The organism is Tepidimonas sp. HKU78 (genome assembly GCF_049860815.1).
In the GTDB taxonomy this organism is placed as follows: domain Bacteria; phylum Pseudomonadota; class Gammaproteobacteria; order Burkholderiales; family Burkholderiaceae_C; genus Tepidimonas.
In genome coordinates this window covers 771,589-797,716 of the sequence record NZ_CP187547.1, presented here as the reverse complement: position 1 = coordinate 797,716, position 26,128 = coordinate 771,589, and the positions used below count along the sequence as shown (strand labels likewise).

At 68.6% G+C, this 26,128-nt stretch carries 24 protein-coding genes; 12 read left to right on the top strand and 12 right to left on the bottom strand.

Features of this window, described 5'->3' with window-relative positions; genetic code table 11:
* Positions 1-101: 101 nt before the first annotated feature.
* A complete protein-coding gene (locus tag ACPYIS_RS03900; RefSeq protein ID WP_299022034.1) occupies positions 102-449 on the bottom strand; it encodes a 2Fe-2S iron-sulfur cluster-binding protein in 348 nt (115 codons plus the stop codon).
* Complete coding sequence (gene trxA / locus ACPYIS_RS03895; RefSeq protein ID WP_424860017.1) at positions 449-1,399, bottom strand: thioredoxin; 951 nt, start codon at positions 1,397-1,399, stop codon at positions 449-451. The genes ACPYIS_RS03900 and trxA overlap by 1 nt, the downstream gene beginning before the upstream one ends.
* A gap of 50 nt (positions 1,400-1,449) precedes the next feature.
* Here trxA and purE point away from each other — a divergent pair, with 50 nt between their 5' ends.
* From purE to ACPYIS_RS03880, 3 genes are read left to right on the top strand one after another with little or no spacing between them, the layout of a single operon-like run.
* Positions 1,450-1,956: a 5-(carboxyamino)imidazole ribonucleotide mutase gene (gene purE, locus ACPYIS_RS03890; protein WP_299022038.1), complete on the top strand. Its 507-nt coding sequence runs from the start codon at positions 1,450-1,452 to the stop codon at positions 1,954-1,956.
* The gene (locus ACPYIS_RS03885; RefSeq protein WP_299022040.1) at positions 1,953-3,161 is read left to right on the top strand and encodes a 5-(carboxyamino)imidazole ribonucleotide synthase; all 1,209 of its coding nucleotides are present in this window, start codon (positions 1,953-1,955) and stop codon (positions 3,159-3,161) included. The genes purE and ACPYIS_RS03885 overlap by 4 nt, the downstream gene beginning before the upstream one ends.
* Positions 3,158-4,174, top strand: a complete 1,017-nt coding sequence (locus tag ACPYIS_RS03880; RefSeq protein ID WP_424895233.1) for an L-threonylcarbamoyladenylate synthase — start codon at positions 3,158-3,160, stop codon at positions 4,172-4,174. Before ACPYIS_RS03885 ends, ACPYIS_RS03880 begins: the two co-directional genes overlap by 4 nt.
* Here the strand turns inward: ACPYIS_RS03880 and ACPYIS_RS03875 are convergent, their stop codons facing one another.
* The 5 genes from ACPYIS_RS03875 to ACPYIS_RS03855 form a co-directional block, all read right to left on the bottom strand.
* The gene (locus ACPYIS_RS03875) at positions 4,175-4,474 is read right to left on the bottom strand and encodes a SemiSWEET transporter (protein WP_299019699.1); all 300 of its coding nucleotides are present in this window, start codon (positions 4,472-4,474) and stop codon (positions 4,175-4,177) included.
* Complete coding sequence (gene minE, locus ACPYIS_RS03870; RefSeq protein WP_299019702.1) at positions 4,464-4,724, bottom strand: cell division topological specificity factor MinE; 261 nt, start codon at positions 4,722-4,724, stop codon at positions 4,464-4,466. The genes ACPYIS_RS03875 and minE overlap by 11 nt, the downstream gene beginning before the upstream one ends.
* A gap of 5 nt (positions 4,725-4,729) precedes the next feature.
* On the bottom strand, positions 4,730-5,542 hold the full coding sequence (gene minD / locus ACPYIS_RS03865; protein ID WP_424895051.1) for a septum site-determining protein MinD: 813 nt from the start codon (positions 5,540-5,542) through the stop codon (positions 4,730-4,732).
* 29 nt (positions 5,543-5,571) lie between these two features.
* Complete coding sequence (gene minC / locus ACPYIS_RS03860; protein ID WP_424860019.1) at positions 5,572-6,324, bottom strand: septum site-determining protein MinC; 753 nt, start codon at positions 6,322-6,324, stop codon at positions 5,572-5,574.
* Positions 6,325-6,744: 420 nt separating this feature from the next.
* Entirely contained in the window at positions 6,745-6,942 is a 198-nt protein-coding gene (locus tag ACPYIS_RS03855; protein ID WP_299019708.1) for a heavy-metal-associated domain-containing protein, read from the bottom strand.
* Between the two features lie 73 nt (positions 6,943-7,015).
* On the opposite strand from ACPYIS_RS03855, the gene ACPYIS_RS03850 reads away from it, so the two are divergent.
* Both ACPYIS_RS03850 and ACPYIS_RS03845 read left to right on the top strand, forming a co-directional pair.
* Entirely contained in the window at positions 7,016-9,313 is a 2,298-nt protein-coding gene (locus ACPYIS_RS03850) for a heavy metal translocating P-type ATPase (protein ID WP_424860020.1), read from the top strand.
* Between the two features lie 95 nt (positions 9,314-9,408).
* Positions 9,409-9,993, top strand: coding sequence for a hemerythrin domain-containing protein (locus ACPYIS_RS03845; protein ID WP_424860021.1), 585 nt, complete (start codon positions 9,409-9,411; stop codon positions 9,991-9,993).
* Between the two features lie 2 nt (positions 9,994-9,995).
* Here ACPYIS_RS03845 and ACPYIS_RS03840 read toward each other — a convergent pair whose 3' ends face one another.
* Positions 9,996-11,366, bottom strand: coding sequence for an aspartate aminotransferase family protein (locus ACPYIS_RS03840; protein WP_424860022.1), 1,371 nt, complete (start codon positions 11,364-11,366; stop codon positions 9,996-9,998).
* Positions 11,367-11,422: 56 nt separating this feature from the next.
* Between ACPYIS_RS03840 and ACPYIS_RS03835 the strand changes: the two genes are divergently transcribed.
* Entirely contained in the window at positions 11,423-12,676 is a 1,254-nt protein-coding gene (locus ACPYIS_RS03835; protein ID WP_424860023.1) for a YbfB/YjiJ family MFS transporter, read from the top strand.
* A 96-nt stretch (positions 12,677-12,772) separates the two neighbouring features.
* Here ACPYIS_RS03835 and ACPYIS_RS03830 read toward each other — a convergent pair whose 3' ends face one another.
* The 3 genes from ACPYIS_RS03830 to ACPYIS_RS03820 all read right to left on the bottom strand — a co-directional run bounded on the left by ACPYIS_RS03830 (position 12,773) and on the right by ACPYIS_RS03820 (position 16,916).
* Positions 12,773-13,762: a porin gene (locus ACPYIS_RS03830; protein ID WP_424860024.1), complete on the bottom strand. Its 990-nt coding sequence runs from the start codon at positions 13,760-13,762 to the stop codon at positions 12,773-12,775.
* Between the two features lie 188 nt (positions 13,763-13,950).
* Positions 13,951-14,922, bottom strand: coding sequence for a metallophosphoesterase (locus ACPYIS_RS03825; RefSeq protein WP_132963157.1), 972 nt, complete (start codon positions 14,920-14,922; stop codon positions 13,951-13,953).
* Between the two features lie 77 nt (positions 14,923-14,999).
* Positions 15,000-16,916: a PhoX family protein gene (locus tag ACPYIS_RS03820; protein WP_424860025.1), complete on the bottom strand. Its 1,917-nt coding sequence runs from the start codon at positions 16,914-16,916 to the stop codon at positions 15,000-15,002.
* 233 nt (positions 16,917-17,149) lie between these two features.
* On the opposite strand from ACPYIS_RS03820, the gene ACPYIS_RS03815 reads away from it, so the two are divergent.
* Together ACPYIS_RS03815 and ACPYIS_RS03810 are read left to right on the top strand one after the other, a co-directional pair.
* Positions 17,150-18,472 (top strand): NAD(P)/FAD-dependent oxidoreductase, encoded by a 1,323-nt coding sequence (locus ACPYIS_RS03815; RefSeq protein WP_424860026.1) that lies wholly within the window; start codon positions 17,150-17,152, stop codon positions 18,470-18,472.
* Positions 18,473-18,510: 38 nt separating this feature from the next.
* Positions 18,511-19,494, top strand: coding sequence for an HAD-IIA family hydrolase (locus ACPYIS_RS03810; RefSeq protein ID WP_424860027.1), 984 nt, complete (start codon positions 18,511-18,513; stop codon positions 19,492-19,494).
* On the opposite strand, the gene ACPYIS_RS03805 is transcribed toward ACPYIS_RS03810, so the two are convergent.
* On the bottom strand, positions 19,474-20,967 hold the full coding sequence (locus tag ACPYIS_RS03805; protein ID WP_424895234.1) for a PLP-dependent aminotransferase family protein: 1,494 nt from the start codon (positions 20,965-20,967) through the stop codon (positions 19,474-19,476). The genes ACPYIS_RS03810 and ACPYIS_RS03805 overlap by 21 nt on opposite strands.
* A 113-nt stretch (positions 20,968-21,080) precedes the next feature.
* On the opposite strand from ACPYIS_RS03805, the gene ACPYIS_RS03800 reads away from it, so the two are divergent.
* From ACPYIS_RS03800 to ACPYIS_RS03785, 4 genes are all read left to right on the top strand, one after another.
* The gene (locus tag ACPYIS_RS03800; RefSeq protein ID WP_299021144.1) at positions 21,081-21,896 is read left to right on the top strand and encodes a gamma-glutamyl-gamma-aminobutyrate hydrolase family protein; all 816 of its coding nucleotides are present in this window, start codon (positions 21,081-21,083) and stop codon (positions 21,894-21,896) included.
* Between the two features lie 122 nt (positions 21,897-22,018).
* Complete coding sequence (locus tag ACPYIS_RS03795) at positions 22,019-23,389, top strand: glutamine synthetase family protein (protein WP_425973883.1); 1,371 nt, start codon at positions 22,019-22,021, stop codon at positions 23,387-23,389.
* A gap of 30 nt (positions 23,390-23,419) precedes the next feature.
* Complete coding sequence (locus tag ACPYIS_RS03790; RefSeq protein ID WP_299021153.1) at positions 23,420-24,838, top strand: aspartate aminotransferase family protein; 1,419 nt, start codon at positions 23,420-23,422, stop codon at positions 24,836-24,838.
* A 122-nt stretch (positions 24,839-24,960) separates the two neighbouring features.
* On the top strand, positions 24,961-26,127 hold the full coding sequence (locus tag ACPYIS_RS03785) for an extracellular solute-binding protein (protein WP_299021156.1): 1,167 nt from the start codon (positions 24,961-24,963) through the stop codon (positions 26,125-26,127).
* Position 26,128: the final 1 nt, after the last annotated feature.

The window sequence follows — 26,128 nt, the reverse complement described above, 5'->3', positions numbered from 1 at the left end:
CGACAACAGCAGTGTCGGCGGCCGCTGTCAAGCCCATTTGGCGGCTGCGTAAAGAAGTGTCAACGCGGCGCCCAATGGCCGCCTTCCCGTCATCAGCGTCGTCAGTACTGGCGCGCGGGCAATTCGACGACCAGTCCGTCGAGCGCCGGCCCGAGGCGGATTTGGCAACTCAACCGGCTGCCGGGCTGGCGCTCGACCGCGGTGTAGTCGAGCATGGTGTCCTCATCGGCCGACAGCGGTGGCAGCCGATCGCGCCACGCGTCGGGCACGATCACATGACACGTGGCGCAGGTCAGGTTGCCACCGCAATCGGCGGCAATTCCGTCGATTCCGGCCTCGACGGCGGCCTTCATCAGGCTGCGGCCATCGGCGGCTACCTCGACCTCGCGGTCGTCCACGGGGCCGTGGGGCCCCGGGGTCACGAAGCGCACGGTAATCACGGTTGTCATCAGTTCAACGCCATGCTGAGCTTGCGGCGGTAGCGAGACACCAGTTCGGCCTGCGGGTCTTCCTGTGTCGCCGTGTGGCCGGCGATCTCCAAGCCCGCTGCCGACTTCGGCGACGGTGCTCCATCGCGCCGGGCGGGCGTCAACAGCTCCAGCAGCGCGACCATGGTCTTGCGCGGGGCCTCGTCGGCCCACTTCTTGTCGCGCATGATGATTTCGAGCAGTTCATCCATCGCCGCGGGCCACTCGCCGCGGGCGATCAACACGCGCGCTTTGGCGAATCGGGTTTCGAAATCGCGCTTGTTGGCCGCGATCGCCTCGTCGAACTTCTCGAGCGGCCACTGTCCACGCGGGTCGTTGCGCACAAACTCGAGGGCGTTGAGCCATTGCGCCAGCGCCTCGAAGCGCAGCGGCACTGGAATCTTGCCCAGCGCGGGCGCGAGCGCGGCGGCCGCCTCGTCGAGCTGCCCCGCTTCGATGAGCAGGCGCACCAAATCGTAGCGTACGTCGTCGTTGTCGGGCGCTTGCGCCAGTGCATCGCGCAAGCGCTGCAAGGCCGTGCCCGCATCCCCTTGTGCCGCGGCTTGCTGCGCCTGGGCCAGCTCGGTCTGCGCCATGAGGTCAGCCTCGCTCGGCAAGTGACGGTCCAAGAAAGCCTTGATCTGGCCTTCAGGCAAAGCGCCCATGAACCCATCGACCGGCTGGCCACCGACGAACAGGATACAGGTCGGGATGCTGCGAATCTGGAAGTAGCCCGCGAGTTGCTGCTCCTCCTCCGTGTTGACCTTGGCCAGCACGAAGCGCCCGGCGTAGGCCGCCTCCACCTTTTCCAGTAGGGGGCCCAGCACCTTGCAGGGACCACACCAGGGCGCCCAGAAATCCACCAACACCGGGGTGGTCAGCGAGGCCTCGAGCACCTCGGTCTGGAAATTGGCAAGCGTGACGTCGATCATGTCGGCACCGTCCGATTCTCTAGAATGAAGGGATTTTCCCCGGGGTCGCCATGTCCAGCAGCAACGTCCAGGTCGGTGTCGTCATGGGTTCCAGCAGTGACTGGGAGACCATGCAACACGCGGCTGCCATTTTCCAACAGTTTGGCGTCGCCTTCGAGGCGCGCGTCGTCTCGGCCCACCGCATGCCCGACGATATGTTCGCTTATGCCGAAGCCGCGGAAGGCCGCGGGCTGCAAGCCATCGTGGCCGGCGCAGGCGGCGCCGCCCACCTTCCCGGCATGCTGGCGGCCAAGACCACGGTGCCCGTGTTGGGCGTGCCGGTGCCCAGTCGGCACCTGCAGGGGGTGGATTCGCTGCACTCCATCGTACAAATGCCCAAGGGGGTGCCGGTGGCCACCTTTGCCATCGGTGCCGCAGGCGCGGCCAATGCGGCATTGTTCGCGGTGGCCATGCTGGCGCGCCACGATGCCGCGCTGCGCGAACGGTTACACGCTTTTCGTGCCGAGCAGACCGCGATGGCGCGCGCCATGACGCTGCCGATCGGGGAGGCGTCATGAGCGCCACGCCCATCCTGCCCGGCCCCATGGCCGGTGGTCGCACGGCCACCCTGGGGGTGCTCGGTGGGGGTCAGCTGGGCCGCATGTTCGTGCACGCGGCCCAGGCACTGGGCTACCAAACAGCAGTGCTCGACCCCGATCCCATCAGCCCCGCAGGCCGCGCCAGCGACGTGCACATCGCCACCGCCTACGACGACGAACAGGGCCTGGCGCAATTGATGCAACGCTGTGAGGCCATCACCACCGAGTTTGAAAACGTCCCCGCCGGGGCGCTGGCAACCCTGGCCGCGCAACGGCCGGTCGCCCCCGGAGCGCAGGCGGTGGCCATCGCGCAAGACCGCATCGCGGAAAAGGCCCACTTCGCGGCTTGCGCCCCCTTGGCCGGCGTGGGGCCGGCGCCGTATGCCGTCATCACCGAGGCCGATGATCTGGCGCGCGTACCCGATGCGCTGCTGCCTGGCATCCTCAAGACCGCCCGCCTGGGCTACGACGGCAAAGGACAAGTTCCCGTCGACGACCGAGCGGCACTGGCCGCGGCCTGGGAACAATTGGGCCGCGTTCCTTGTGTGCTGGAGCAGCGGTTGGCATTGCGTGACGAGCTATCGGTCATCCTCGCGCGGGCCGCCGATGGGACCACGGTGCACTTCGAGCCGCAGCGCAACGTGCACCGCCGTGGCATCCTGGCCGTGACCGAAGCCGTCCCCGGTGCCGTGCCTGCTGCCCTGGCGCAACGGGCGGTCGAGGCCACACGCATCGTGGCCGAGCAGCTGCAATACGTCGGCGTGCTGTGCGTGGAATATTTCGTCATCGACGACGGCAGTGCCGACGGGAGGCTCGTGGTCAACGAGATGGCGCCGCGCCCGCACAACAGCGGCCACTACACGATCGACGCTTGCGACGTGTCGCAGTTCGAGCTGCAAGTACGCACACTCACCGGGTTGCCCCTGCCCGCGCCGCGCCAGCACAGCGCGGCCATCATGCTCAACCTGTTGGGTGACCTGTGGTGGCGCGACGGCCAGCCGTGCACCCCGGACTGGACGGGCGTGCTGGCGCTGCCCGGCGTACACCTACACCTGTATGGCAAGCTCGATGCCCGCCCCGGGCGCAAGATGGGGCACCTCACCGTCACTGCCCCGACGGCAGCGCAGGCGCAAACCACCGCGCTAGCAGCAGCGCAGCGGCTGGGTATCGCACCATGGCGCTGATTCTTCACGCCCAGCGGCCCGAAGCGGACGCGGCCATCGACGACGCGGTGCAGCGGCTGCGCGCCGGCCACCTCGTCGCGCTGCCCACCGAGACCGTCTATGGGCTGGCCGCGGACGCCGACCAGCCCAAGGCCGTGGCGCGCATTTTTGCCGCCAAGGGGCGGCCAGCGGACCACCCGCTGATCGTGCACCTGGCAGGCACCACCCGGGAAGAACGGGCCGCAGCACTCGATCACTATGCGGCGCAGGTGCCCCCATTTGCCCAGCGCCTGATGGAGGCGTTCTGGCCCGGGCCGTTGACGTTGATCCTACCGCGCCGGCCCGGCGTGGCCGACACGGCTGCCGGCGGACAGCCCACCATCGGCTTGCGCTGCCCCGCGCACCCAGTGGCCCAGCGCGTGTTGTGCGCGGCCAAAGCGGCCGGTATCCATGGCCTGGCGGCACCGAGCGCCAACCGCTTCGGCCGCGTGAGCCCAACGACCGCCCAGCATGTGCTCGACGAGCTCGGCCACCTCGACGACGAGGCGCTGTTGATCCTGGACGGTGGCGCGTGCCCCGTGGGGATCGAATCGACCATCATCGACTGCTCGCGCGGCATGCCGGTGCGGCTGCGGCCCGGCACGATCGGCCTCGACGAGTTGCACGCCGCGGCGAGTGTGCCGATCGCCGAGCGCGACGCGCAGGCACCGCGCGCGTCCGGCACGCTGGCGTCGCACTATGCCCCGCGTGCCAAAGTATGGCTGATGGATGCCACCGAGCTGCAAACGGCGCTCGACCTGCTGGGCGGCGAGGCGCGTCAGCTGGCGGTCTATCACCGCACGCCGCTGCGGGTGCTAAGCCCGCATGTCCGCATGGCACGCATGCCCGATGATGCCGCCGCTTGCGCGCGCGAGCTGTTTGCCGTCTTGCGCGCGCTGGATGCGGATGACACGCGCCTGATCTGGGTGGAGCGGCCGCCGGCCGATGCCGCGTGGGACGGGGTACGAGATCGGCTGCAGCGCGCGGCGGCCTGATCAGCGGGTTCGGGCTGAATCGCCTGCGCCACCGTAGCGGATGCGCATCGTCAAAATCGCCAGCGCCAGGCTCAACGTGATGGCGTTGGCGATGATGATGGGCCACGCGCCCAGCAAGATGCCATAGACCAGCCAGCACGCGACCCCGGTGGTGAACGCGCTGTACATCCCTAGCGAGATCCCCGAAACGTCGCGCGTGCGCCACGTCAACCATGCTTGCGGCACGAAGCTGGCCGTGGTCAACACGGCGGCCACGGTCCCGATCGCATCGGCCCACCCTGCCAGCGCGTCAGCGGGCATCGGGCAGCTCGATCTTGACTTCGAGCACCTCCAGATTATCCTGGCGCTCGAGGTGCACCTTGATGTCGTCGGGATTGATCGGGATGTATTTGCCGATCACGGCGACCAGGTCGCGCTGCAGGGCGGGCAGATAGTCGGGCTCCGACGCATTGCGCCCGGAACGCTCATGCGCCAGGATGATCTGCAGCCGTTCCTTGGCGACCGCCGCGGTTTTTTTCTTTTCGCCCAGCAAAAAGGACAGCAAGGACACGGCGCTCACCTCCCGAACAGGCGCTTGAAAAAGCTGGGCTTTTCGGCCTCGATGAAGCGCAGCGGCTTGTCCTGGCCCAAGAAGCGATCGATGACGTCCTTGTACGCCTCCGAGACATCGGTGCCTTGCAGGTGGATGGCCGGTACCCCTTGGTTGGACGCTTGCAACACGGCTTCGCTCTCGGGAATGACGCCGATGAGCGGAATGCGCAGGATGTCTTGAATGTCTTGCAGCGACAGCATTTGCCCGTCCTGCACGCGGTTGGGGTTGTAGCGCGTGATCAGCAGGTGCTCCTTGACCGGCTCGCGGCCTTCGATCGCGCGTTTGGTCTTGGAACTGAGCATGCCCAGGATACGGTCCGAATCGCGCACCGACGAGACCTCCGGGTTGGTCACGACCAGCGCCTCGTCGGCGTAGTGCATGGCCATGAGCGCGCCGGTTTCGATGCCCGCGGGCGAGTCGCACACGATGTATTCGAACCCCATGCCCGCCAGGTCGTGGAGCACGCGCTCCACGCCATCCTGCTTGAGCGCTTCTTTGTCGCGCGTCTGGCTGGCGGCCAGCACGTAGAGGTTGTCGACCTGCTTGTCACGGATGAGCGCTTGGTTCAGATTGGCCTCACCCTGAATGACGTTGACGAAGTCGTACACCACGCGCCGCTCGCAGCCCATGATGAGGTCGAGGTTGCGCAGACCGACGTCAAAGTCGATGACCACTATCTTGAGCCCCTTGAGGGCCAGACCGGTGGCGAACGAGGCGCTGGTCGTGGTCTTGCCTACGCCACCTTTGCCCGATGTAACGACGACGATTTTGGCCATGGAAACCGCTTTCGATCCAAAAATGGTGTTCAAGAGGACAGGGGTTCGAACAACAGCTTGTCCCCGTCCGGGCCCGTGGACAGCCGCACCTGCGCGGGTTTGCCGCGCACGGCGTCGGGCCAGGGCTTTTCTGCCGTTTGATAAATCCCAGCGATGGAGACCAGCTCGGGCTCCAGCGCCAACGAAAAGATACGCGCCTGGGTGTCACCACGCGCCCCGGCGATGGCCCGCCCCCGCAACGGCGCATAGACGTGGATGTGGCCATCGGCGATGACTTCCGAGCCCGGATTGACCATCGCCAGCACCACCAGGTCGCGGCCGCGCGCATACACCTGTTGACCCGACCGCAAGGGCCGATCGATCACCAGCGCGGAGCTCGGCGCCGCCGGTGCCGTCTCGACGGATACGGTCGGCGCAGCAGCAGGCGCGGCACCACTGCGAACCGCTGCCGCTGGAGGGGCTTCGGCCTCGACGAGCCCTGCTGCCAGGAAGGCGTCTCGCCACATCGGGGGGGCCGCACAAAACGCCAGCGGACGCAACCCTGCCGCACGCAAGCCATCGAGCAAGGCTTGCTGCTCCAGCGGTGTCGGCGCGTTCGCCGCGCCCGCCCAGTCGGCGCAATCGAGCAAGAGCGGCTCATCCTCGAAAAAGCCGGGCGCGCCGCCATAGCGCTGCTCGAGCTCGGCCAACACCGCTGCCACATCTGGCCCGCGCAGACGGGCCACCACCAGCGGCAGTTGGCCGTGGCGAATCTCGAGGGCAACGGTGGGTGGGGCGGACATGGCGTGCATTCGGTGCGCATCTTAGCAGCGTCGCCCCTCCGTGTTGGCGAGGCGCGGTGCGCCATCGTGCCAATGGCGTTTTCCCTGTTTTTCTTCTTTTGAATCGATCACGGTAGTCGTCGTAGCTAGAACATCGGCCTCGGCCGTGGATAAGACCGTGATCTGGCGATGCAACAATGGGTTGCGAGACGCTCAACCCTGTGGGCTGGGTGGCAGAAAGGGGCAGCGCCAACGGGAACAATGTTGCTTGGTGCTCGCCCCTCGGTGGATAACCGTCTCGTTACCCGCTCGATATCCACAGGGTTGTTCGCACGCAAAAAAACCACGGGTTGCCTGCCGCGATGCCATCAAGGCGGCGGGCAACCCGCGGTTGGTGGTCGCAACGCCCCGGGGGGCGATGCCGTCGACGGGCGAGCCGCGTCAGTCGATGACGGTGTAGCCCTCGTCGCGGATGGCTTGGGCCAGTTCCGTGCGGGGCCGCGACGACTCGATCTCGACGCGTTGGGCGTCGAGATCGACGCGCACCGTGGCGTCGGGGTCGAGGGCGCGGACGGCTTGCGTGACCGCGCGCACGCAGTGTTGACAAGACATACCGGTGACGGTGAAGGCGTGTTGCATGGGATGGACTCACAGCAGGAAAAACGACACCTGCATCATAAGTCGCCGCCCATCCGTTGCATACTCGTTGGGTATGACCTCCACCGTTGCGCCTTCCGATGCCGAAACCACGGGCCAGTGCGATCTGGGCATTGGCGGCATGACGTGTGCCTCGTGCGTGGCCAGGGTCGAACGGGCCCTGCAGCGCGTGCCCGGGGTGGTGTCGGCCAGCGTCAACCTGGCCACCGAGTCGGCGCGGGTGCAGTGGCGAGCGGACCCGACACTGGCCGCGGAGTTGCCGGCGCGGCTGCAGCGCGCCATCCGCGATGCGGGGTACGACCCTCTTCCGCTGGACGAGGATACGGACGCTGCGCAGGCCGCGCAGGATGCCGCACTGCGGCGCGAGGGGTGGTGGGTGCTGGCAGGCTTGCTGTTGGCATTGCCGCTGGCGGCCCCCATGCTGCTGCAGCCGTTGGGGGTGCACGCGATGTTGCCGCCGCTGTGGCAGGCCTTGCTGGCGACGCCGGTGCAGTTTGGGCTGGGGGCGCGTTTTTACCGGGCGGGCTGGCAGGCGCTGCGCCATGGCAGCGGCAACATGGAACTGCTGGTGGCGCTGGGTACTTCGGCCGCCTGGGGCATGAGCGTGTGGCTGTGGTGGCGCGCGCCGTCGGGCACCGAGCCGCATTTGTACTTCGAAGCCGCCGCCATGGTGATCGCGCTGGTGCGGCTGGGCAAGTGGCTGGAGGCGCGCGCCAAGCGCCGCACGTTGGCGGCCATTCGGGCGCTGCAGGCGCTACGGCCCGAGCGTGCGCACCTGCTGCCGGACGGCGTGCGACGTGACGCCGTGGTCGATGTTCCCGTTTCCGAGCTGTTGCCCGACGACCGGGTACTGGTGCGCCCGGGTGAGCGCATTCCCGCCGACGGCGTGATCGAGCGGGGCCGCACGCAGGTCGACGAGTCGCTCCTGACCGGCGAACCGTTGCCGGTGGAAAAGGCCGAAGGCGATGCCGTGACCGGCGGCAGCCTCAATGGCGACGGGGCGATCGAGGTGCGCGTGACCGCCACGGGCGCGCAATCGATGCTGCAACGCATCATCGCGTTGGTGCAAGACGCGCAGGCGCACAAGGCGCCGGTGCAGCAGACCGTGGATCGGGTGGCGGCAGTGTTCGTGCCCGTGGTGGTGGTGGTGGCGCTGACCACTGCCGTGCTGTGGGGGACGGTGGGCGGTGCCCCGCTGGAGAGCGCCGTGTTGAACGCCGTGGCGGTGTTGGTGATCGCTTGCCCGTGTGCCCTGGGGTTGGCCACGCCCACGGCGATCATGGCCGGCACGGGAGCGGCGGCGCGCCACGGCATCCTGGTCAAGGATGCGCAAGCGCTGGAGGCGGCACACAAGGTGCGTACCGTCGCGTTCGACAAGACCGGCACGCTCACCCTGGGGCGCCCGCGGCTGCTGGCGCTTGCGCCGGCCGAGGGCGTCGATGAACAGGCCGCATTGCGCACGGCGGCTGCCCTGCAGATGGGCAGCAGCCACCCGTTGGCGCAGGCGGTGCTGGCAGCCATCGGCGAGGGGCAACCAGAGCCGGCCGAGGCGGTGCAGGCGGTGCCCGGCCGGGGTGTACAAGGCCGCGTGCAGGGCGTCTCGCTGGCATTGGGCAGTCCGGGCTGGATGGTGGAGCTGGGCTGTCGCTGGACGGGTGAGGGTCTGCCTGCTCGGTGGGCCGAGTTGCAGGCGCTGGCGCAGCGAGACGGTGCGACGCTGGCAGTGCTGGCCTGGCACGACGATCCCGTGTGGCGGCCGCTGGCGCTACTGGCCTTTGCCGACGAGCCGCGGCCCACCGCGGCCGCCGCCATCGCGGCCCTGCGGGCGCGTGGCATCGGGGTTGTCATGATCTCGGGCGACCAGCGGGCCTCGGCGGAGGCGATGGCGCGCCGCTTGGGGCTGCGGCCGGAAGCGGGCGAGGTACGGGCCGAGGTGCTGCCGGCGGATAAGGTGTCCGTGGTGCGCGAATGGCAGGCCGTCGCTGGCCCGGTGGCCATGGTGGGCGATGGCGTCAACGATGCCCCGGCGCTGGCCGCGGCCGACGTCGGCATGGCCATGGGCAGTGGCACGGACGTGGCGATGCACGCGGCGGGCATCACGCTGCTGCGCGGTGACCCGGCACTGGTGCCCGCGGCGCTCGATATTTCGGCACGCACGGTGCGCAAGATTCGCCAGAACCTGTTTTGGGCCTTCATTTACAACGTGGCGGGGATTCCGCTGGCGGCCTTAGGGTGGCTGGACCCGGTGTTTGCCGGCGCGGCGATGGCCGCGAGTTCGGTCAGCGTCGTGAGCAATGCCTTATGGCTGACGCGTTGGCACCCGGCACCGCTGCCGCCTGCCGCGCCGCATTGACTTGGGTCAACATCGCCCACCGCAGGCTGGGGCATGCTCGCGCTTGGCCCGGCATCTGACAGTGGCGGGCCGTGGCCATTTGGCGGGAGTCCCCCATGCATGCTTCGAGTGCCCTGCGTACCATTCGCGACGAACACGCCGCGCTGGCAGCGATGCTGCAGTCCCTGCTGTGGCTGGTTCGCCGCGGCCCGGGCGATGACCGCGCGCGCTTTTTCGACACGCTGCGCGCGATGCTGTTCTACATCGACGAGTTTCCGGAGCGCTTGCACCATCCGAAAGAGTCCGATCTGCTCTTTCCGCGCGTGGCCAAGCGCGAGCCGGCCGTGCTGCCCGTCATCACCCGGCTGGAGCAGGACCACATGAAGGGCGAGTCGCAGGTGCGCGAATTGCAGCACCGGCTGCTGGCCTGGGAATGGCTGGGCGACGACCGCCAGGCCGCCTTCGTCGAGGCCTGCGAGCGCTATGTCGGGTTTTATCTGGAGCACATGCGGCTGGAGGAGCAGGAAATCCTGCCCGCGGCCCAGCGCGTGCTCGACGAAGCCGACTGGCGGGCGCTGGACGAGGCGTTCGAGGCCAACCGCGACCCGCTGACGGGCCGTTATGCGCCCGATCCGGCCTACGAGCGGCTGTTTCGCCGCATTCTGGAGGTGGCCCCGGCGCCCATCGGCCTCGGGGCGTGACCTCACAAACCCAGGGCGGCCAGCCAGTCGTCGAAGGCGTTCAGCAGGCGATCCACATGCGCCGGGGAGGTGGCCGGCGAGCACAGCATCATGCCGTGGAACGGGGTCAGCAGCACCCCGCGGTTGAGCAGGAACAGGTGCAGGCTGGCTTCCAGCGCCGGCTGGGCATGGCGGCGCACATCGTCGGCGTTGCGCGGCGTCTCGGGCATGAACTGCAGTTCCAACCGGGCGCCCAGCCGTGTCACGGTCCAGGGCAGGGCACGGGCGCGCAAGCGCTCGGTCAAGCCGGCTTCCAGCGCATCGGCGACGCGGTTCATGGCGGCATAGCTGGCTGGCGTGTGCAAATGCTGCAAGGCCGCATCCAGCGCGGCCATGGCCAGGGCGTTGGCCGTGAGTGTGGTGCCGATGCCGCTGTGCCCCTCGGGTGCAGCCTGTTTGACCGCCTGCATGCGGGCCGCCAGATCGGCGGTCACGCCGTACAGTGCGCAGGGCACGCCCCCGGCGACGGCCTTGCCGGCCACCCACACGTCGGGTGCCAGCCCGTGCGCCCGCGCATGGCCGCCGACGCCGCTGGACAGGGTATGGGTTTCGTCCAGCACCAACAGGGTGCCGTAGCGGCGGCACAGGGCCTGAGCCGCCGGCCAGAAGCCGGGCTCGGGCGGCACCAGCCCAAAGTTGGTCAGCGCGGGCTCGGCCAGCAGGGCGGCCACTTGCCCATCGGCCAGCGCGCGCTCCAGCGCGGTCAGGTCGTTGAAGGGGATGACCCGCGTGAAATCGGGGTGGTCGTGCACCGCGCCGAGCACCGATGGCCGGCGCACCGTGCTGCCGGTCGCGGGGTCGCGGTCCACCAGCGTGTCGTCCACCGCGCCGTGGTAGCAGCCATCGAACACCAACAACTGCGGCCGGCCGGTGACCGCGCGCGCCCAGCGCAGCACGAAGCGGTTGGCGTCGCTCGCGGACAGGGCCAACTGCCAGAACGGCAAGCCAAAGCATTGCGCCAGCCGTTCACCGACGCCCGCTGCCGCCTCGGTGGGCAGCATGCAGGTCAGCCCGTGCGCCGCCTGCTCGGCGATGGCGCGCGCCACCGGGGCCGGGGAGTGGCCGAACATCGCCCCGGTGTCGCCCAGACAAAAGTCCGCGTAGCCATGCCCGTCGGCGCAGGTGAGTTCCGCCCCGTGGGCGCTGCGCACGAACAGCGTCACGGGGTTGGGCCAGTCGCGCATCCAGTGCAGCGGCACGCCAAACAGGTAGTGCGCCGCGCTGCGCCCGGCCAGCACGCGCGAGCGGGGGTGTTCGGCCAGGAAGCGCTCGCGCTCGGCGGCTTGCAGCGCCGCCAGGCGCTCGGCGGATACGGGGGCGGAAGGGGAGGGCATTCGGGTGTCGCGCATGGTGTGACAGGATAGAAAGGCCCGCGTTACAATGCGGGGCCATGTCTCGCCTCGAACAGGGATCCGCTTGCCCGGTGCCGTTGCGCCGCGGTCTGGTGCTCGCGCTGTGGCTGTCGCTGGGGGCGGCGGTGTCACTGGGCATCACCCGCTTTGCCTATGGCCTGCTGCTGCCGCCGATGCGCGCGGATCTGGGCTGGAGCTATCTGCTCGCCGGCGCCATGAACACGGCCAATGCGGTGGGCTATCTGGTCGGGGCACTCACCGTCCCTGCGCTGATGCGCCGCCATGGTCCGGCGGCGGTGTTGCTGGGCGGGTCGGCGTTGGCGGCGCTGTTCATGGCGGGCAGCGGTTTTTTGACGGCCGATGGGCCGCTGCTGACCCAGCGTTGGCTGGCGGGCATCGCCAGTGCCTGGGTGTTCGTGGCCGGGGGGCTGCTGGCGGCCCGGCTGGGCAGTGTCTGGCCCCGCCATGCCGGCCTGATGCTGGGCCTGTACTATGGTGGCGTGGGCAGCGGCATCGTGCTGTCGTCGCTGGCGGTGCCGGCCGTGCTGGCTTGGGCGGCGGATCGGCCGCACGCCTGGGCGTGGGCCTGGTGGGCCTTGGCCGTGGCCTGTCTGGCGGCCACCGGGGGCCTGGTCCACGCCTGGCGCGGCCTGGGCACGCTGGGGCTGACGGGCGCCGCCCCGCCGGCGCCGGCCAGTTCGCCGGCGCCCGCCGCTGCCGGGGGGCCGGCCCACACCGGGGCGCTGCTGCGGGCGTTTGCCCCCTCGCTGGCGGGCTACGCCTTGTTTGGGGTGGGCTACATCGGCTATATGACGTTCGTGGTCGCGCTGCTGCGCGACCGCGGCACCCCTGCGGCTGAAATCACGCTGTTCTATGCCCTGCTGGGGGTGGCGGTGATGGCGTCGTCGCGCCTGTGGGCCGGGCTGCTGGATCGGCACCGCGACGGGCAGCCCCTGGCGCGGCTGAATGCATTGCTCGGACTGGCCACGGTGTTGCCGGCCCTGACCCACGCCTGGCCGGTGCTGCTGGCGTCGGGCCTGCTGTTTGGCGCGGTGTTTTTGTCCGTGGTGGCATCGACCACCGCGCTGGTGCGCCACAACCTGCCGCCGGCGCAGTGGGCGCGTGGCATCAGCCTGTTCACCATCGTGTTTGCGCTGGGGCAGATCGTCGGCCCCACGGTGGTGGGTTGGATCGGCGACGGCCCCGGGGGGCTGGAGCGGGGGTTGGTGTTCTCGGCGGGGGCGCTGTGGCTGGGGGCGCTGGCGGCGTGGCGCCAGCGTGCCCTGTCCTGAGAAAAAAAGCGGGCTTTCCGCAGAAAGCCCGTCCCAAGGAGCGTTTTTGGAGAGATCGGGCGGCCCGTCACCGCCCGTGTGCGGACAGGGCCGCGATCAGAAGTCGTGGCGCATGCCGAAGGCGACCAGGCGCTCGTCCTTGGTCTTGGCCCCGACGTTGTTCTTCACCACCACGTCGCGGTAGCCGGCGTACAGGCGCGTGCGCTTGGACAGGGCATAGGTGGCGCCGAGGGCGAAGCCGCTGGCCTTGCCGTTCTTGGCGCCGCCGGCCGAGTCCTTGGTCTTGCTGTAGGCATAGCCGCCGGAGAAGGCCCAGGCCCCGACCGGCACGGTCACGCCCAGCGCGTATTCGCTGTCGTCGCCGTTGGCGGCGCTGCCCTTGCGCTGGTTGTATACGCCCGACACCGAGAAGCTGCCGAAGTCATACATCGCGGCCAGCGCGGTGTACTTGTCGGATTTGTCCTTCTCGTTTTGGTGGGCCAGAGCGACCTCGAATTCCTTTTGCTTGTAGCCGGCCTTGAAGGCGTACTTGTCCTGGGAGACGCCGGCCTTCTCGTCCAGCGAGACGTCGATGCCCGCGTAGAAGCCGCCCATGTTGGGGCTGTAGTAGCTGATCTTGTTGTCGAAGCGCCGGGCATAGTCGCCGCCCGACTTGAACACGCCGTTGCGGGAAGCGGTGAAGGCCGAGCCGAACACATCGCGGCTCTCGCCCAGGGCACGCACGTCGTTGTAGACGGTCGTGCTGCGGCCGAGTTTGACCTCGCCGAAGCCACCCATCAGCGACAGGCTGGATTCGCCTCTGAAGTATGGGTCTTGCGACGCGCCGGTGTCGGGGTTGAAGCGGTTTTCCAGCTTGAAGGCCGCCTTCAGGCCGCCGCCCAGATCCTCGGTGCCGCGCAGGCCCCAGCGCGAGGCGGTCAGACCGCCGTCGCCGCCCTGGAACATCTGGGTGGTGGAGGTGTTCTTGACCTTGTCCTTGAGGTTGCCCACCGACAGGTCCACGCGACCGTACAGCGTGACGTTGGATTGGGCCAGGGCGGCCCCGGTGGTCATCAGGGCGGCCAGGGCGATCAGGGATTTTTTCATCGTCGGATTTCCTAGGGTTGAACCAGAAAGCGGCAGCCCCGGATGGGGGGGCTGCAACTGGGGATGGGCGGCCCGGAGGGCCGAACCACAGGGGCTATTGCACCGGCCCCTGATGACGGTGATGTGAAGTCAATTCGTGATGACCCGAATGTTGTTCATAAACAACGTCATCGGGCTTCACACGCGCCTCAAGGCTGGGCGTCAAAGACCTGGATGGTCCACGGCTGCGACGACGCCGGATCGACGCTCACCTCCACCGCGCGCACGTCGGCCGCGCCCGGCACCTGCAGGCGTGTCAGGTTCAGCACCGGCTTTTTCTGGTGCTTGAAGGGGTTGTCGAAGGCCAGCACATGGCTGTCGCCGTGGATCAGCAGGACCGGACGGCCCCACTGCGCCGCCAGCGGCACCAGCGTGTCGCCGATGCTGGCGGCAAAGCCCGAGTGGCGCGGGAACGTCTCCACCGGCTGCTGGTTGTCGAACGGGTCGGCCTGCATGGCCACCACCATGGCGCGCGCGTTGCGCTGCTGCGCCAGCTCGAAGGCAGCGCGCAGCCAGGCGACGTTGGCGCGGTCGCGCTCGAAAAATTCCGCCACGGCCTTGGGGTCGCGCGTCTCGAAGTTGTTGTTGCTGCCGACGATGTGCACGGCGACGAACAGCACGTCGCCGGCCCACCAGCGCTGGTTTTCCACATAGGGCGCGAAGGCGGGCATGACGGTGGACTGGTTTTCCACCGCGATGGGCTGCTGGCCGAGCGATCGGCCGGGGGTGTAGAAGCGCTGGCGCAGCGTGGCCAGGCGCTCCAGCGGGTCGTAGCCGCCGTTGTTGGCGCGGTGGCAGTCGGTCCACTCGTTGTCGCCCGGGGTATAGACCACGGCACCGCGGTAGCGGCCAAAGTGCTCCAGCTGGGCGGAAAACTCCTCGTTGCTGCACAGCGTGGAGCCGGCCTTGAAGTCGCCGACGTGGACGGTGAAGGCCGGCTGCAGCGCGTTGACGCGCTCGATCAGCGCGCGGTAGGGCGGATAGCTCTTGTCAGGGGGGCCATAGGGCATGTCGCCCAGCGCGACGAAGCGCACGGTCTGGGCCGCGACGGTGCCGGCCAGCAGCACGGCCGTGGCGGCGACGGCGCCGCGCCACGCCCGGGGCAAAAGGGGAAAACGCATGGGATTGGGCTCCTCAACAAAACCGGCCCCGAGGGGCCAGCAGATCGGGGCGAACGGACCGGGTGTCCGCCCGGTGGTCACAGGCCGATGACGCCGCCGTCGTTCTTGGTGATGACGACGGTGGCCGAGCGCGGACGGCCACCGTCCGGCCAGCGCGAGATCTTGGTCGGCGCGTCCGGGTCGCTGCGTTCGCTGGGGCTTTCGCCCGGGTGCTGGATGTTGATGAACATCGTGCGCAGGTCCGGCGTCATCGCGATGCCGGTGACCTCGCAGCCGCGCGGGCCGACCAGGAAGCGGCGGATCTCGCCCTTGGTCGGGTCGCAGGCCAGCATCTGGTTGTTGGGCAGGTTGGCATAGTCGCCCTTGCCCAGCGTCGAGGTGGACACGTCGGTTTGGATCCACAGCACGCCGCGCGGATCGACCCACAACCCGTCCGGGCTGCCGAAGATGTCGCCGCGGATGTTGCCCTTGGCCTCGGCGCGCGGCAGCGACGGGTCGCCCGCCATCACGAAGTGGTTCCACGTGAAGCGGGTGGCGTCCAGGTCCCCGCTTTCCTTCCAGCGGATGATGTGGCCCATGGTGTTGTTGGCGCGCGGGTTGGCCGCATCCGCACCGGGGCTCTTGTCGCGGCCGCGGTTGCTGTTGTTGGTCAGGGTGCAATAGACCTCTTTGCTGATCGGGTCCACGGCGGTCCATTCCGGGCGGTCCATCTTGGTGGCGCCCAGGGCGTCGCTGGCTTGCCGCGCCTGGATCAGCACCGCGCCCTGGTTGGCAAAGCCGTTGGCGGCGGTCAGCGGACCGCGGTCGTGCACCAGCGGCAGCCACTCGCCGCTGCCGTCGGCGTTGAACTTGGCCACATACAGCGTGCCGTGGTCCAGCAGGTCGCGGTTGGCCGCAAAGCCGCCCGGCTTGACGCGGTCGCGGCTGACGAACTTGTAGATGTATTCGAAGCGCGCGTCCTCGCCCATGTACACCACGGCGCGGCCGTCGTCGGTCAGCGCCACCGCGGCGCCCTCGTGCGCCGCGCGGCCCAGCGCCGTGCGCTTGATCGGCGTCATGGTCGGGTCCATGGGGTCGATTTCGACCACCCAGCCAAAACGGTTCGGCTCGTTGGGGTGCCGGGTGGCGTCGAAGCGTTCGTCGAATTCGTGCCAGCGGTAGCCGGCGCCGTCTTTCTTCAGGCCCCAGCGCTTGCCGTGCGCATCGGGCTGGTCCGGGCCGTGGAAGTAGTTGATGAAGTTTTCTTCGCAGGTCAGGTAGGTGCCCCAGGGCGTCTGGCCGTTGGCGCAGTTGTTGATCGTGCCCAGCACCCGCGTGCCCGTCGGGTCGGCCGCAGTCTTCATCCAGGTGTGGCCGGCGGCCGGGCCGCTGATCAGCATCGGCGTGGTCGCGGTGATGCGGCGCGCGTACTTGGACGGCAGCACCTGGCGCCAGCCGTTCGGGCCGGCTTCGATCTCGATGATCGACACGCCGTGCGCGGCCTGCGCCTTGCGCACCTTCTCGGCGCTCCAGGTCTTCATGCCGTCCGGGTGCAGCAGGCCGTCATCGGTGTACTCGTGGTTGATGGCCAGCAGCCCGCGCTTGCTGCCATCGAGCGGGAAGTAGCTCATGCCGTCGTGGTGCATGCCGGCCTGCAGGGCTTGTTCGTCGGCGGTGTTCGTCGCGTCCGGCTTGAACGCGGGCATGGCACCGGCGACACCCACCGGGTCGCCCCAGCGGTAGAGCACGCGCGCGGTGTAGCCCGGGGGTACCAGGATGTCGTCCACCGCGCGCATAGGCACGCTGGCAAAGCCGATGTCGCGGCCTAGGTTGGCTGCCTTGGTGGAGCCGGCGCCGGTGGCGCAGCCGGCCAGCAGGCCGCCACCGAACAGGGCCGCGGCTGCGCTGGCGAGCGACCCCTGCACGAACCGCCGCCGGGCGGGGTCGGAGACGTCGTGAATCGACGGATTGTCGCTGCGGTTGGAGTCTTCCATCAACGAAAAATCTTTGGCCATGGTGGGCTAACCTCCGGGTGAGTGTGGTCGAGAAACCCGGGTATGGTTGACGCCAACGATGACAGCGTGATGAAACCGGTGATTGGCGAAGGCGATAGATGGGCGTTGCCCGCGTTGGCGCCCCTGCTCTGCCGTCGATTGGATCCGTTCGGGCGCTCGCTTGAGCGTATCGTTAGGGTCCACGGTGGCGGTCCTCGCCGCCCGTGCAACGCCACGTGTCCCCGCCCCATCGTATGCTGCGCCCCTCCTTGTTGCGCTCCGACACCCAGCGCGATACCCACAGTTATTACGAAGCCAGCGTGGTACGACCGCCAGCGCTGCCGCCCTTGCACGGAACGCAGCGCGCCGACGTGGTGGTGGTCGGCGGTGGGTTTTCTGGCTTGAGCGCGGCGCTCGAATTGGCCGAGCGCGGGCGGCGCGTCGTGTTGCTGGAGGCCGATCGCATCGGCAGCGGGGCCAGTGGCCGCAACGGGGGGCAGGCCATCGTCGGCTACGCATGTGGCATGGCGCCATTCGAGGCGCAACTGGGTCGTGAAGCCGCGCGGCAAGCGTGGGCGCTGTCGCTGCAGGCGGTCGATCTGATCGAAGAGCGCATCCAGCGCTACCGCATCGACTGCGAATGGCGGCGCGGCTACCTCTACGTGGCCGACCGACCGCGCAAGGCGCGCGCGTTACGGCAGGAAATGGAATCGCTCGAACGGGACTATGGTTTTGCCACCACTTGGGTCGAGGGGGACGCGGTGCGCCAGTACGTGGACAGCCCGCGTTACGTGGCGGCGGCCTACGAAGCGGTATCGGGCCATTTGCACCCGTTGCGCTATGCCCTGGGACTAGCCCGGGCAGCCCAGGAGGCGGGGACCTTGCTGCACGAGCACAGCCCCGTGCGGCGTCTGGAGCGTCGCGGCCCGCGCGTGCAGGCGCACACCGACGCCGGCGTGGTGGAGGCCGACTTTGCCGTGGTGGCGGGCAACTGTCTGCTGCCCGAGTATGGCCCGGGGGTGCTGCCCCCGCGGCTGACGGCCCGCATCATGCCGGTGGGGACGTATATCCTGGCCACCGAGCCGCTGTCGCCCGAGCGGGCACAGTCGCTCATTCCGTGCGGGGCGGCGGTGTGTGACAACAACGTGGTGCTGGACTATTTCCGGCTCAGTGCGGACCACCGGCTGCTCTTTGGCGGACGTGTCAGCTACACCACCATGACGCCGCCGCGCCTGCGCGCCACGCTACAGCAGCGCCTGCAAGCGGTGTTCCCGCAGCTGGCTGGGGTGGCGAGCACGCACCTGTGGGGTGGGTTCGTCGATATCACGATGAACCGCGCGCCCGACTTCGGCCGCGTGGACGGCAACGTGTATTACCTGCAGGGCTTCAGCGGCCATGGGGTGGCGCTGACCGGGCTGGCCGGGCGGCTGGTGGCCGAGGCCATCACCGCGCAGTCGGAGCGGTTCGACCTCTATACCCGGCTGCGGCATCAGGCGTTTCCCGGCGGGCCCTGGCTGCGCACGCCGGTGCTGGCGCTGGGCATGGCGTGGCACCGGCTGCGCGACGCGCTGGGTTGAGCCGTGCGCGGGGGCGGCGGGCGGCGACAATCGAGGCCATGAACGTCCTTGCGCCGATGCCGTCCGCCGATACGCCCCCTGCGGGCGACCCCTGGTATCTGTTGCAGGCCTACGAGGCCGAGCGGGCGCTGTGGCCCGCGCTTCCCCGGCTGGCACACCAGGCGCAGTTCGTCGAGGGGCTGGCCGCATTGCGCGATCACTACGATGCCTTTTTGTTCGATGCATTTGGCGTGCTCAACGTCGGCCAGCGGGCGATCGCCGGCGCGGCGCAGGCGCTGGCCACTTTGCGCCGAGCGGGCGTGCCGTTTCGCATCGTCAGCAATGCGGCCAGCATCCCCAAACCGGCGTTGGTGGCGCGCTACCGGGCCATGGGTTTCGATCTGACAGAGACCGACTGGATCACCAGCCGTGACGTGACGGCCGAGGCGCTGCACGCGTGTCCGGGTCACTGGCGCTGGGCGGTTATCGCGCCGCCCGGGGCCGACTGGCACGACCTGCCGCTGGCCCAGGCGCGCCGCTGCGACGGCCCGCTGCGCGACGGCGACGATGCGGTGCTGTTTTTGGCCGCCCAAGGCTGGGATGAAGCGGCGCAAGCCCGGCTGGAGGGCAGCCTGCGCGCCCAACCGCGCCCGGTGTGGGTGGCCAACCCCGACCTCATCTCACCGTGGGAAGGGGGCTGGGTGCGCGAGCCTGGCGGTTGGTGCGCGGGGCTGGAGGCGCGCACCGGCGCCGGGGTGCACCGGGTAGGAAAGCCGTTCGGTGCCATTTTTGAGCACGCGCTGGCCAGTCTGCCGGTGGCGCTGCCGCGCACCCGCGTGCTGATGCTGGGCGACACGTTGCACACCGATGTGTTGGGTGCGCTGGCGGCGGGCCTGCATGCCGCGCTGGTCACGGGTGCGGGCGCGAGCACGGGGCTCGACGTGGCGCGTGCAAGCGACCTGACGGGCATCGTGCCGCATTGGGTGCTGCCCGCCCTGGGAGCGACGAGCGTCCCGGCCGCCTCAGCCGCCCGCCACGCGTAGCGCCTCGCGCACGGCTGTGACGATGCGCTGGGCAGCGGGGGCGATTTGGCTGGGCTGGGCGTAGCCGTAGCCAATCAGCAAGCCGCGCAGGTCGCGCCGCTGCAGGGTGTAGGCCGACAGCGGCCGCACCGAAATCCCCTGTCGGGCCAGGGCCTCGGCGATGGCGGCGTCGTTCAGCGCAGGTGGCAGGCGCACACACAGGTGCAAGCCTTGTGCCGCACCGGTGATGTGCACGCCGGGCTCTTGCAACAGGGGTTCCAGCGCCCGCAGCAATTGGGCGCGCCGGTCGGCGTAGGTCTGGCGCGAGCGGCGCAGCGCCGCGGCGAAGTGCCCCATCTCGATGAACTCCGCCAGCGCCGCCTGCAGCGGGAGTTGGCCTGGGCGGTGCAGGTCGTAATGCGCCTGGCGGAAGGCCTCCACCAAACCCCGCGGGGCGACCAGATACCCGAGCTTGATGCCCGGATACAACACCTTGGAAAACGTCCCCAGGTAGCACACGCGGCCATCGTCGTCCAGCCCCGCGAGCGACGCGATCGGCGCGCCGTCGAAGCGAAATTCGCTGTCGTAGTCGTCCTCCAGTATCCACGCCCCGGCGCGCGCCGCCTGCGCCAGCAGCTCGCGCCGCCGCGCCAGCGACATGACGGCACCCGTTGGGTACTGGTGCGATGGCGTCACGTAAATCAGGCGCGGCGCGGGGCCGCTGGCCGCGGCTGGGTTGAGCCCCTCGCCGTCCACGGGCACCGGCAGCCACTGCAAGCCGCAGGCGGTGAACGCCTTGATCGCACCCCAGTACGCCGGGTCTTCGATCCACACCCCGTCGCCCACATCGGCCAGCAGCCATGCACACAGCTCCAGTGACTGCTGCGTGCCCGTGGTGATGAGCACTTGCTCCGCATCCAGGCGCACGCTGCGCGAGACGCGCAAATAGTCCGCCACCGCGCGCCGCAGCGGCCCGTAGCCGCCGGAGGCGGTGTAGTCCAACATCTCCGGGCGCGCACTGCGCCAGTGCCGGTTTTGCAGCCGCTGCCACAGCGCCACCGGAAAGGCGCTGAAGTCGGCCGGACCGGGGGTGAACGGTTGGATTTCCAGTTCGCGTGCACCGAAGCACTCGGCGAGTACCCGCCCGCGCGCCGACAGCCCGGGCAGCCGAGCATCGTCGCGCGTGCGCGCACGCCGGCTGGATGGGGCTGGGGGGGGCAGCTGGTCGTGCACATAAGTGCCGCTGCCCACGCGGCTGACCAAATACCCCTCGGCGCCCAGCTGTTCCAATGCCGCCACCACGGTGTTGCGCGACAGTCCGAGGTCTTGCGCGAGCTCTCGGCTGGAGGGCAGCCGATCCCCCGCCGACAAGCGCCCGTCGAGCATCGCGCGCCGCAGCGCCTCGTACAGGCGGCGATTCAGCGGCAAGCCGCCGTGGGGCCCCGCCGGCCCGTCGGGGCGCGCCATCTCGGTCAACAAAAAATCGGCCAGCAGCGTCGAAGATTGCGTCATGGGGTCGGGGGCGGCCCAGTCACGAAGTGGCACCACGCCATGGGGGCAAGTGGCACCCATTGTGCACCCAATCGGCCCGCAGAATGAACCGTAACATGATCGACATCGCTTCTGATCCCTTCGTTTGGATGCCGGCAGACCACCGTCTGTTGGGTGACCACGGGCGCGCGATGCCGTTTTTGCTGCTCGGCGACAAGTATGCGCGGGCGGTCAAGTTTGGCGCGCAGGCGCAGCCTGTCATGTTTCCGCTCGCCAGTGCGGACGAGGTGCCGGCGCTGCTGTCGCTGGTCGACGGCGTGGTGCTCACCGGCTCGCCGTCCAATGTCCATCCGCGCCACTTCGGCGAAGCGGTCGCCGACCCCTCGCTGCCGCTGGACGAGGCGCGCGACGAGGTGACGCTGGCCGTGGTGCGCCACGCGCTGGCGGCGGGCATCCCGCTGTTGGGCATCTGTCGCGGCTTTCAAGAGATCAACGTCGCGCTGGGTGGCAGCTTGCACCAGGCGGTGCACACCCTACCCGGCCACCTGGACCACCGCGAGCCCAAAGGCGCGCCCATCGACGAGCAGTACGCCCCGCGCCACGACGTCACGCTGCAACCCGGCTCGCTGCTGCACGGCCTGGCGGGGGGCGCCCCGGTAGTGCGCGTCAATTCGCTGCACGGGCAGGGCATCCGGCGCTTGGCGCCGGGGCTGCGTGCGGTGGCACACGCGCCCGATGGGCTCATCGAGGCCGTCGAGTTCACCGACGCGCGTGCCTTTGCGCTGGCGGTGCAGTGGCACCCCGAGTGGCGCTATGGGGACAACCCCGTGTCGAGCGCCATCTTTCGCGCCTTTGGCGAGGCGCTGCGTCAGCGGCGTCAGCGCCGGGCGGCCGACGCGCGCGCGTTTGCTGCCGCCCCGGAACTCCCCTGAGCGGTTGACCAGGGCCCGGGGTTGTGCCCGCCGCGCGTTCGGCGCCAGAATCACCGGGTCATCCCAGCGGGGTGGTGGCCCCTGGACGCGCCGCCACCCGATCCGGGACCACGGAGCAACCCATGAGCAGTTCCAAAGACCTCAAATCCTTCAACGATCTCGAGCAGTGGCTCAACGAGCGGCGCGTCACCGAAGTCGAGTGCCTGGTCCCCGACCTGACCGGCGTGGCGCGCGGCAAGATCCTGCCGCGCGAGAAATTCACCGAAGACCGCGGCATGCGCCTGCCTCAGGCCATCGTGGCCATGAGCGTGACCGGCGAGCAGCCCAAGAGCGGGCCGTACTACGACGTCATCGAGCCCACCGACCGCGACATGCAACTGCGCCCGGATCCGACGACGGCGCGCATCGTGCCGTGGGCCAGTGATCCGACCGCGCAAGTCATTCACGACTGCTTCGACCACAGCGGCAAGCTCATCCCGTATGCGCCGCGTAGCGTGCTGCGCCACGTCTGTGGCCTGTACGAGGCGATGGGCCTAGAGCCCGTGGTCGCACCCGAGCTCGAGTTTTACCTGACCGCGCGCAACACCGACCCCAACACGCTGCTGCACCCGCCGATTGGCCGCAGCGGCCGCGCCGAAACGTCGCGCCAGGCCTACTCCATCGACGCCGTCAACGAGTTCGATCCCCTGTTCGAGGAGATCTACGACTACTGCGACAAGATGGAGCTCAACGTCGACACCCTCATCCACGAGGTCGGCGCGGGGCAGATGGAGATCAACTTTTTTCACTCGCACCCGCTGGCGCTGGCCGACGAGGTATTCTTGTTCAAGCGCACGGTGCGCGAAGCCGCGCTGCGCCATGACATGTACGCCACTTTCATGGCCAAGCCGATCGCCGGCGAGCCGGGCAGCGCGATGCACATTCACCAAAGCATCGTCGACAAGGATACCGGGCGCAACATTTTCAGCAATGAGGATGGCAGCCCCTCGGAGGCGTTCTACCACTACATCGGCGGGCTGCAGCGCTACATCCCGGCCGCCATGGCGCTGGTGGCTCCCTATGTCAACAGCTACCGGCGCTTGGCGCGGCATACCGCCGCGCCCATCAACATCGAGTGGGGGCACGACAACCGCACCGTCGGCATCCGCTCGCCGATCTCGCCGCCGCAGGCGCGCCGGCTGGAAAACCGCGTCATCGGCGCCGACGCCAACCCCTACATCGCCATGGCGATGACGCTGGCGTGCGGCTATTTGGGCCTGGTCAACAAAATCAAGCCCAAGCCCGAGATGCGCGGCGACGCCTACCTGTCGGCCTATGCGCTGCCGCGCAGCTTGGGCGAAGCGCTGGACTGGCTGCGCCGGGAGCCCGACCTGCACCACGTGCTGGGCGAGGACTTCATCACCATCTACACCGAGATCAAGGAACTCGAGTTCGAGGAGTTCATGAAAGTGATCTCGCCCTGGGAGCGTGAGCACCTACTGCTGCACGTCTGAACCGCCCGATCCACCGAGGAGCCTGCCGCCATGAACGCCCCCGCCGATACCGCCACCCTCTCGAGCGACCCCACGCGCACGCTGCAGGCCCTCGACAGCGCGCACTACCTGCACCCCTTCACCGACCATCAGGCGCTGGCGGCCAAGGGCGCGCGCGTCATCACCCGCGCCGAGGGCATCTATATCTGGGACTCGCAGGGGCACCGCATTCTGGACGGCATGAGTGGGCTGTGGTGTGTCAACGCCGGCTACGGCCGGCGCGAGCTGGCCGATGCCGCGTACCGGCAAATGCTGACGCTGCCGTTTTACAACACCTTTTTCCAGACCACGACCGAGCCCCCGGTGCGGCTGGCCGCGCGCCTGAGCGAGCTGGCCCCACCGGTGGACGGGCGGCGTTTCAGCCACGTGTTCTTCACCAGTAGCGGCTCGGAGGCCAACGACACCAACGTGCGCCTGGTGCGCCGGTACTGGGACCTAATGGGCCAGCCGCAGCGCAAGGTCATCATCAGCCGCTGGAATGCCTACCACGGCTCGACCGTCGCTGCCGCTTCGCTGGGCGGCATGACCGGCATGCACGAGCAGGGTGACTTGCCCATTCCCGGCATCGTGCACATCCAGCAGCCGTACTACTGGGACCTGCGCGAGCCAGGCGAGACGCCAGCCGACTTTGGCCGGCGCGCCGCGCGCTGGCTGGAGGAGAAAATCCTCGAAGTCGGCCCGGACAAGGTGGCGGCCTTCATCGCCGAGCCGGTGCAGGGCGCCGGCGGCGTCATCATCCCGCCCGAGACGTACTGGCCCGAGATCCAGCGCATCGTCGAGCGGTACGGCATTTTGCTCATCTCGGACGAAGTCATCTGCGCGTTCGGCCGCCTCGGGCATTGGTTTGCCTACGAGCGCTTCGGTACCAAGCCGGACTTGGTGACATTTGCCAAAGGGGTGACCAGCGGCTACATCCCGCTGGGGGGCGTGCTCGTCAATGAGCGCGTGGCGCAGGTGCTGGCCGCCGGCGGCGAGTTCACCCACGGCTACACCTACAGCGGCCATCCGGTGGCGTGTGCCGTGGGGCTGGCCAACCTCGACCTGATGCAGCGCGAGGGCCTGCCCGAGCGCGTGCGCACCGACACCGGCCCCTATCTGGCCGAGCGCTTTGCGACATTGGCCGACCATCCGCTGGTGGGCGTGACCGAGACCTGCGGCATGGTCGCGGGCCTCATTCTGGTGCGCGACAAGGCGACGCTGGCGCGTTTTGCCGAAGAATGGGCGGTCGGCATGACGTGCCGCGGGCATTGCTTCGACACCGGCGTGGTCATGCGCGCGGTGGGCGACCGCATGATCATCGCGCCGCCGCTGGTGATGACGCGTGCCGACATCGACGAGATGATCGGCTTGATCCGCCGTGCGTTGGACGCGACGCTGGCGGATTTGCAACGCCAGGGCAAAATTGGATAGCGTCTGCCCTAGAATCCCCACTCGGCATGGTGGGGCTCGAGGCTGCTGCCGATCTGGCCCGCAATGTGCTTGTTTGGCAAACCCGTCGATCCTTCTCACGAATTCTGGACAGGAGTGTGGACATGAAGAAGCGCTTGTTGGCCCTAGCGATGGCGGCTGCGTTCGTCGCCGGCTGTGGCAAGAAAGAAGAGCCCGTCGCCCAACCGACACCGGCGCCCGCACCCGCGGTGGCCCAAGCCCCGGCCGGCCCCGTGCTCGATGACGAGAAAGTGCTCAACATCTATAACTGGCCGGATTACATTCCGGACGGCATGCTCGAGGCTTTCGAGAAGGAAACGGGCATCAAGGTCAACTACGACACGTTCGAGACCAACGAGGCCCTGCACGCCAAGCTGGTGGCGGGCAACACCGGCTACGACATCGTCGTGCCCGGCAGCGTGTTCGCCAAGCCGCAGATCGAAGCCGGCATGTTCCAACCGCTGGACAAGGCCAAGATCCCCAACTACGGTAACCTCGACGCGGGCGTCATGAAGGTGCTCGAGCGCGTCGATCCGGGCAACCAACACCTGGTGCCGTGGGCGTGGAGTTTCACGACGGTGGGCATCAACAAGCAAAAGGTCGAGAAGGCGCTGGGCGGCATGCCGATGCCAGAGAACGCCTGGGACCTGGTGTTCGACCCCAAGTACACCGCCAAGCTCAAGTCGTGCGGCATCGCCTACCTCGATTCGCCCACCGAAATCATTCCGGTGGCGCTGCACTACATCGGCAAGGATGCCTACTCCAACGACCCGGCCGACTACAAGGCCGCGGTGGACATGCTCATGAAGGTGCGCAAAGACATCCGCATCTTCAGCTCGACCATGATCGACGATATTGCCAGCGGCAAGGCGTGCGCCGTCATCGGCTGGGCGGGTGACATCAACATCGCCGCCGGGCGCGCGGCCGAGACCGGCTCCAAGGACGAGATCGTCGCGCTGCTGCCCTCCACCGGGGCGTTGGCCTTCTTCGACACCATGGCGATCCTCAAGGACGCCAAGCACCCCAACAACGCACACGCGTTCATCAACTTCTTCCTCAAGCCGGAAAACGCCGCTGCCATGGCCAACGAGATGGGCTACAACACCGGCAACACGAAGGGTCGCGATCTGATCAAGCCCGAGGTGGCCAACAACCCGTCGATCTTCCCGCCGGCGGACTACATGCCCAAGTTGATCCAGCCCAGCAGCTTCACCAACGAAGCGCGCGAGGCGATGGCGTCGGCCTACAACGCGTTCAAGCGCGGCAAGTAAA

What these genes read in the sequence shown, in the direction of transcription:
- ACPYIS_RS03900 (WP_299022034.1), bottom strand. Translation starts at nt 449, where the DNA reads ATGACAACCGTGATTACCGTGCGCTTCGTGACCCCGGGGCCCCACGGC.
- trxA (WP_424860017.1), bottom strand. Translation starts at nt 1,399, where the DNA reads ATGATCGACGTCACGCTTGCCAATTTCCAGACCGAGGTGCTCGAGGCC.
- purE (WP_299022038.1), top strand. Translation starts at nt 1,450, where the DNA reads ATGTCCAGCAGCAACGTCCAGGTCGGTGTCGTCATGGGTTCCAGCAGT.
- ACPYIS_RS03885 (WP_299022040.1), top strand. Translation starts at nt 1,953, where the DNA reads ATGAGCGCCACGCCCATCCTGCCCGGCCCCATGGCCGGTGGTCGCACG.
- ACPYIS_RS03875 (WP_299019699.1), bottom strand. Translation starts at nt 4,474, where the DNA reads ATGCCCGCTGACGCGCTGGCAGGGTGGGCCGATGCGATCGGGACCGTG.
- minD (WP_424895051.1), bottom strand. Translation starts at nt 5,542, where the DNA reads ATGGCCAAAATCGTCGTCGTTACATCGGGCAAAGGTGGCGTAGGCAAG.
- minC (WP_424860019.1), bottom strand. Translation starts at nt 6,324, where the DNA reads ATGTCCGCCCCACCCACCGTTGCCCTCGAGATTCGCCACGGCCAACTG.
- ACPYIS_RS03855 (WP_299019708.1), bottom strand. Translation starts at nt 6,942, where the DNA reads ATGCAACACGCCTTCACCGTCACCGGTATGTCTTGTCAACACTGCGTG.
- ACPYIS_RS03850 (WP_424860020.1), top strand. Translation starts at nt 7,016, where the DNA reads ATGACCTCCACCGTTGCGCCTTCCGATGCCGAAACCACGGGCCAGTGC.
- ACPYIS_RS03845 (WP_424860021.1), top strand. Translation starts at nt 9,409, where the DNA reads ATGCATGCTTCGAGTGCCCTGCGTACCATTCGCGACGAACACGCCGCG.
- ACPYIS_RS03840 (WP_424860022.1), bottom strand. Translation starts at nt 11,366, where the DNA reads ATGCCCTCCCCTTCCGCCCCCGTATCCGCCGAGCGCCTGGCGGCGCTG.
- ACPYIS_RS03835 (WP_424860023.1), top strand. Translation starts at nt 11,423, where the DNA reads ATGTCTCGCCTCGAACAGGGATCCGCTTGCCCGGTGCCGTTGCGCCGC.
- ACPYIS_RS03830 (WP_424860024.1), bottom strand. Translation starts at nt 13,762, where the DNA reads ATGAAAAAATCCCTGATCGCCCTGGCCGCCCTGATGACCACCGGGGCC.
- ACPYIS_RS03825 (WP_132963157.1), bottom strand. Translation starts at nt 14,922, where the DNA reads ATGCGTTTTCCCCTTTTGCCCCGGGCGTGGCGCGGCGCCGTCGCCGCC.
- ACPYIS_RS03820 (WP_424860025.1), bottom strand. Translation starts at nt 16,916, where the DNA reads ATGGCCAAAGATTTTTCGTTGATGGAAGACTCCAACCGCAGCGACAAT.
- ACPYIS_RS03815 (WP_424860026.1), top strand. Translation starts at nt 17,150, where the DNA reads ATGCTGCGCCCCTCCTTGTTGCGCTCCGACACCCAGCGCGATACCCAC.
- ACPYIS_RS03810 (WP_424860027.1), top strand. Translation starts at nt 18,511, where the DNA reads ATGAACGTCCTTGCGCCGATGCCGTCCGCCGATACGCCCCCTGCGGGC.
- ACPYIS_RS03800 (WP_299021144.1), top strand. Translation starts at nt 21,081, where the DNA reads ATGATCGACATCGCTTCTGATCCCTTCGTTTGGATGCCGGCAGACCAC.
- ACPYIS_RS03795 (WP_425973883.1), top strand. Translation starts at nt 22,019, where the DNA reads ATGAGCAGTTCCAAAGACCTCAAATCCTTCAACGATCTCGAGCAGTGG.
- ACPYIS_RS03790 (WP_299021153.1), top strand. Translation starts at nt 23,420, where the DNA reads ATGAACGCCCCCGCCGATACCGCCACCCTCTCGAGCGACCCCACGCGC.
- ACPYIS_RS03785 (WP_299021156.1), top strand. Translation starts at nt 24,961, where the DNA reads ATGAAGAAGCGCTTGTTGGCCCTAGCGATGGCGGCTGCGTTCGTCGCC.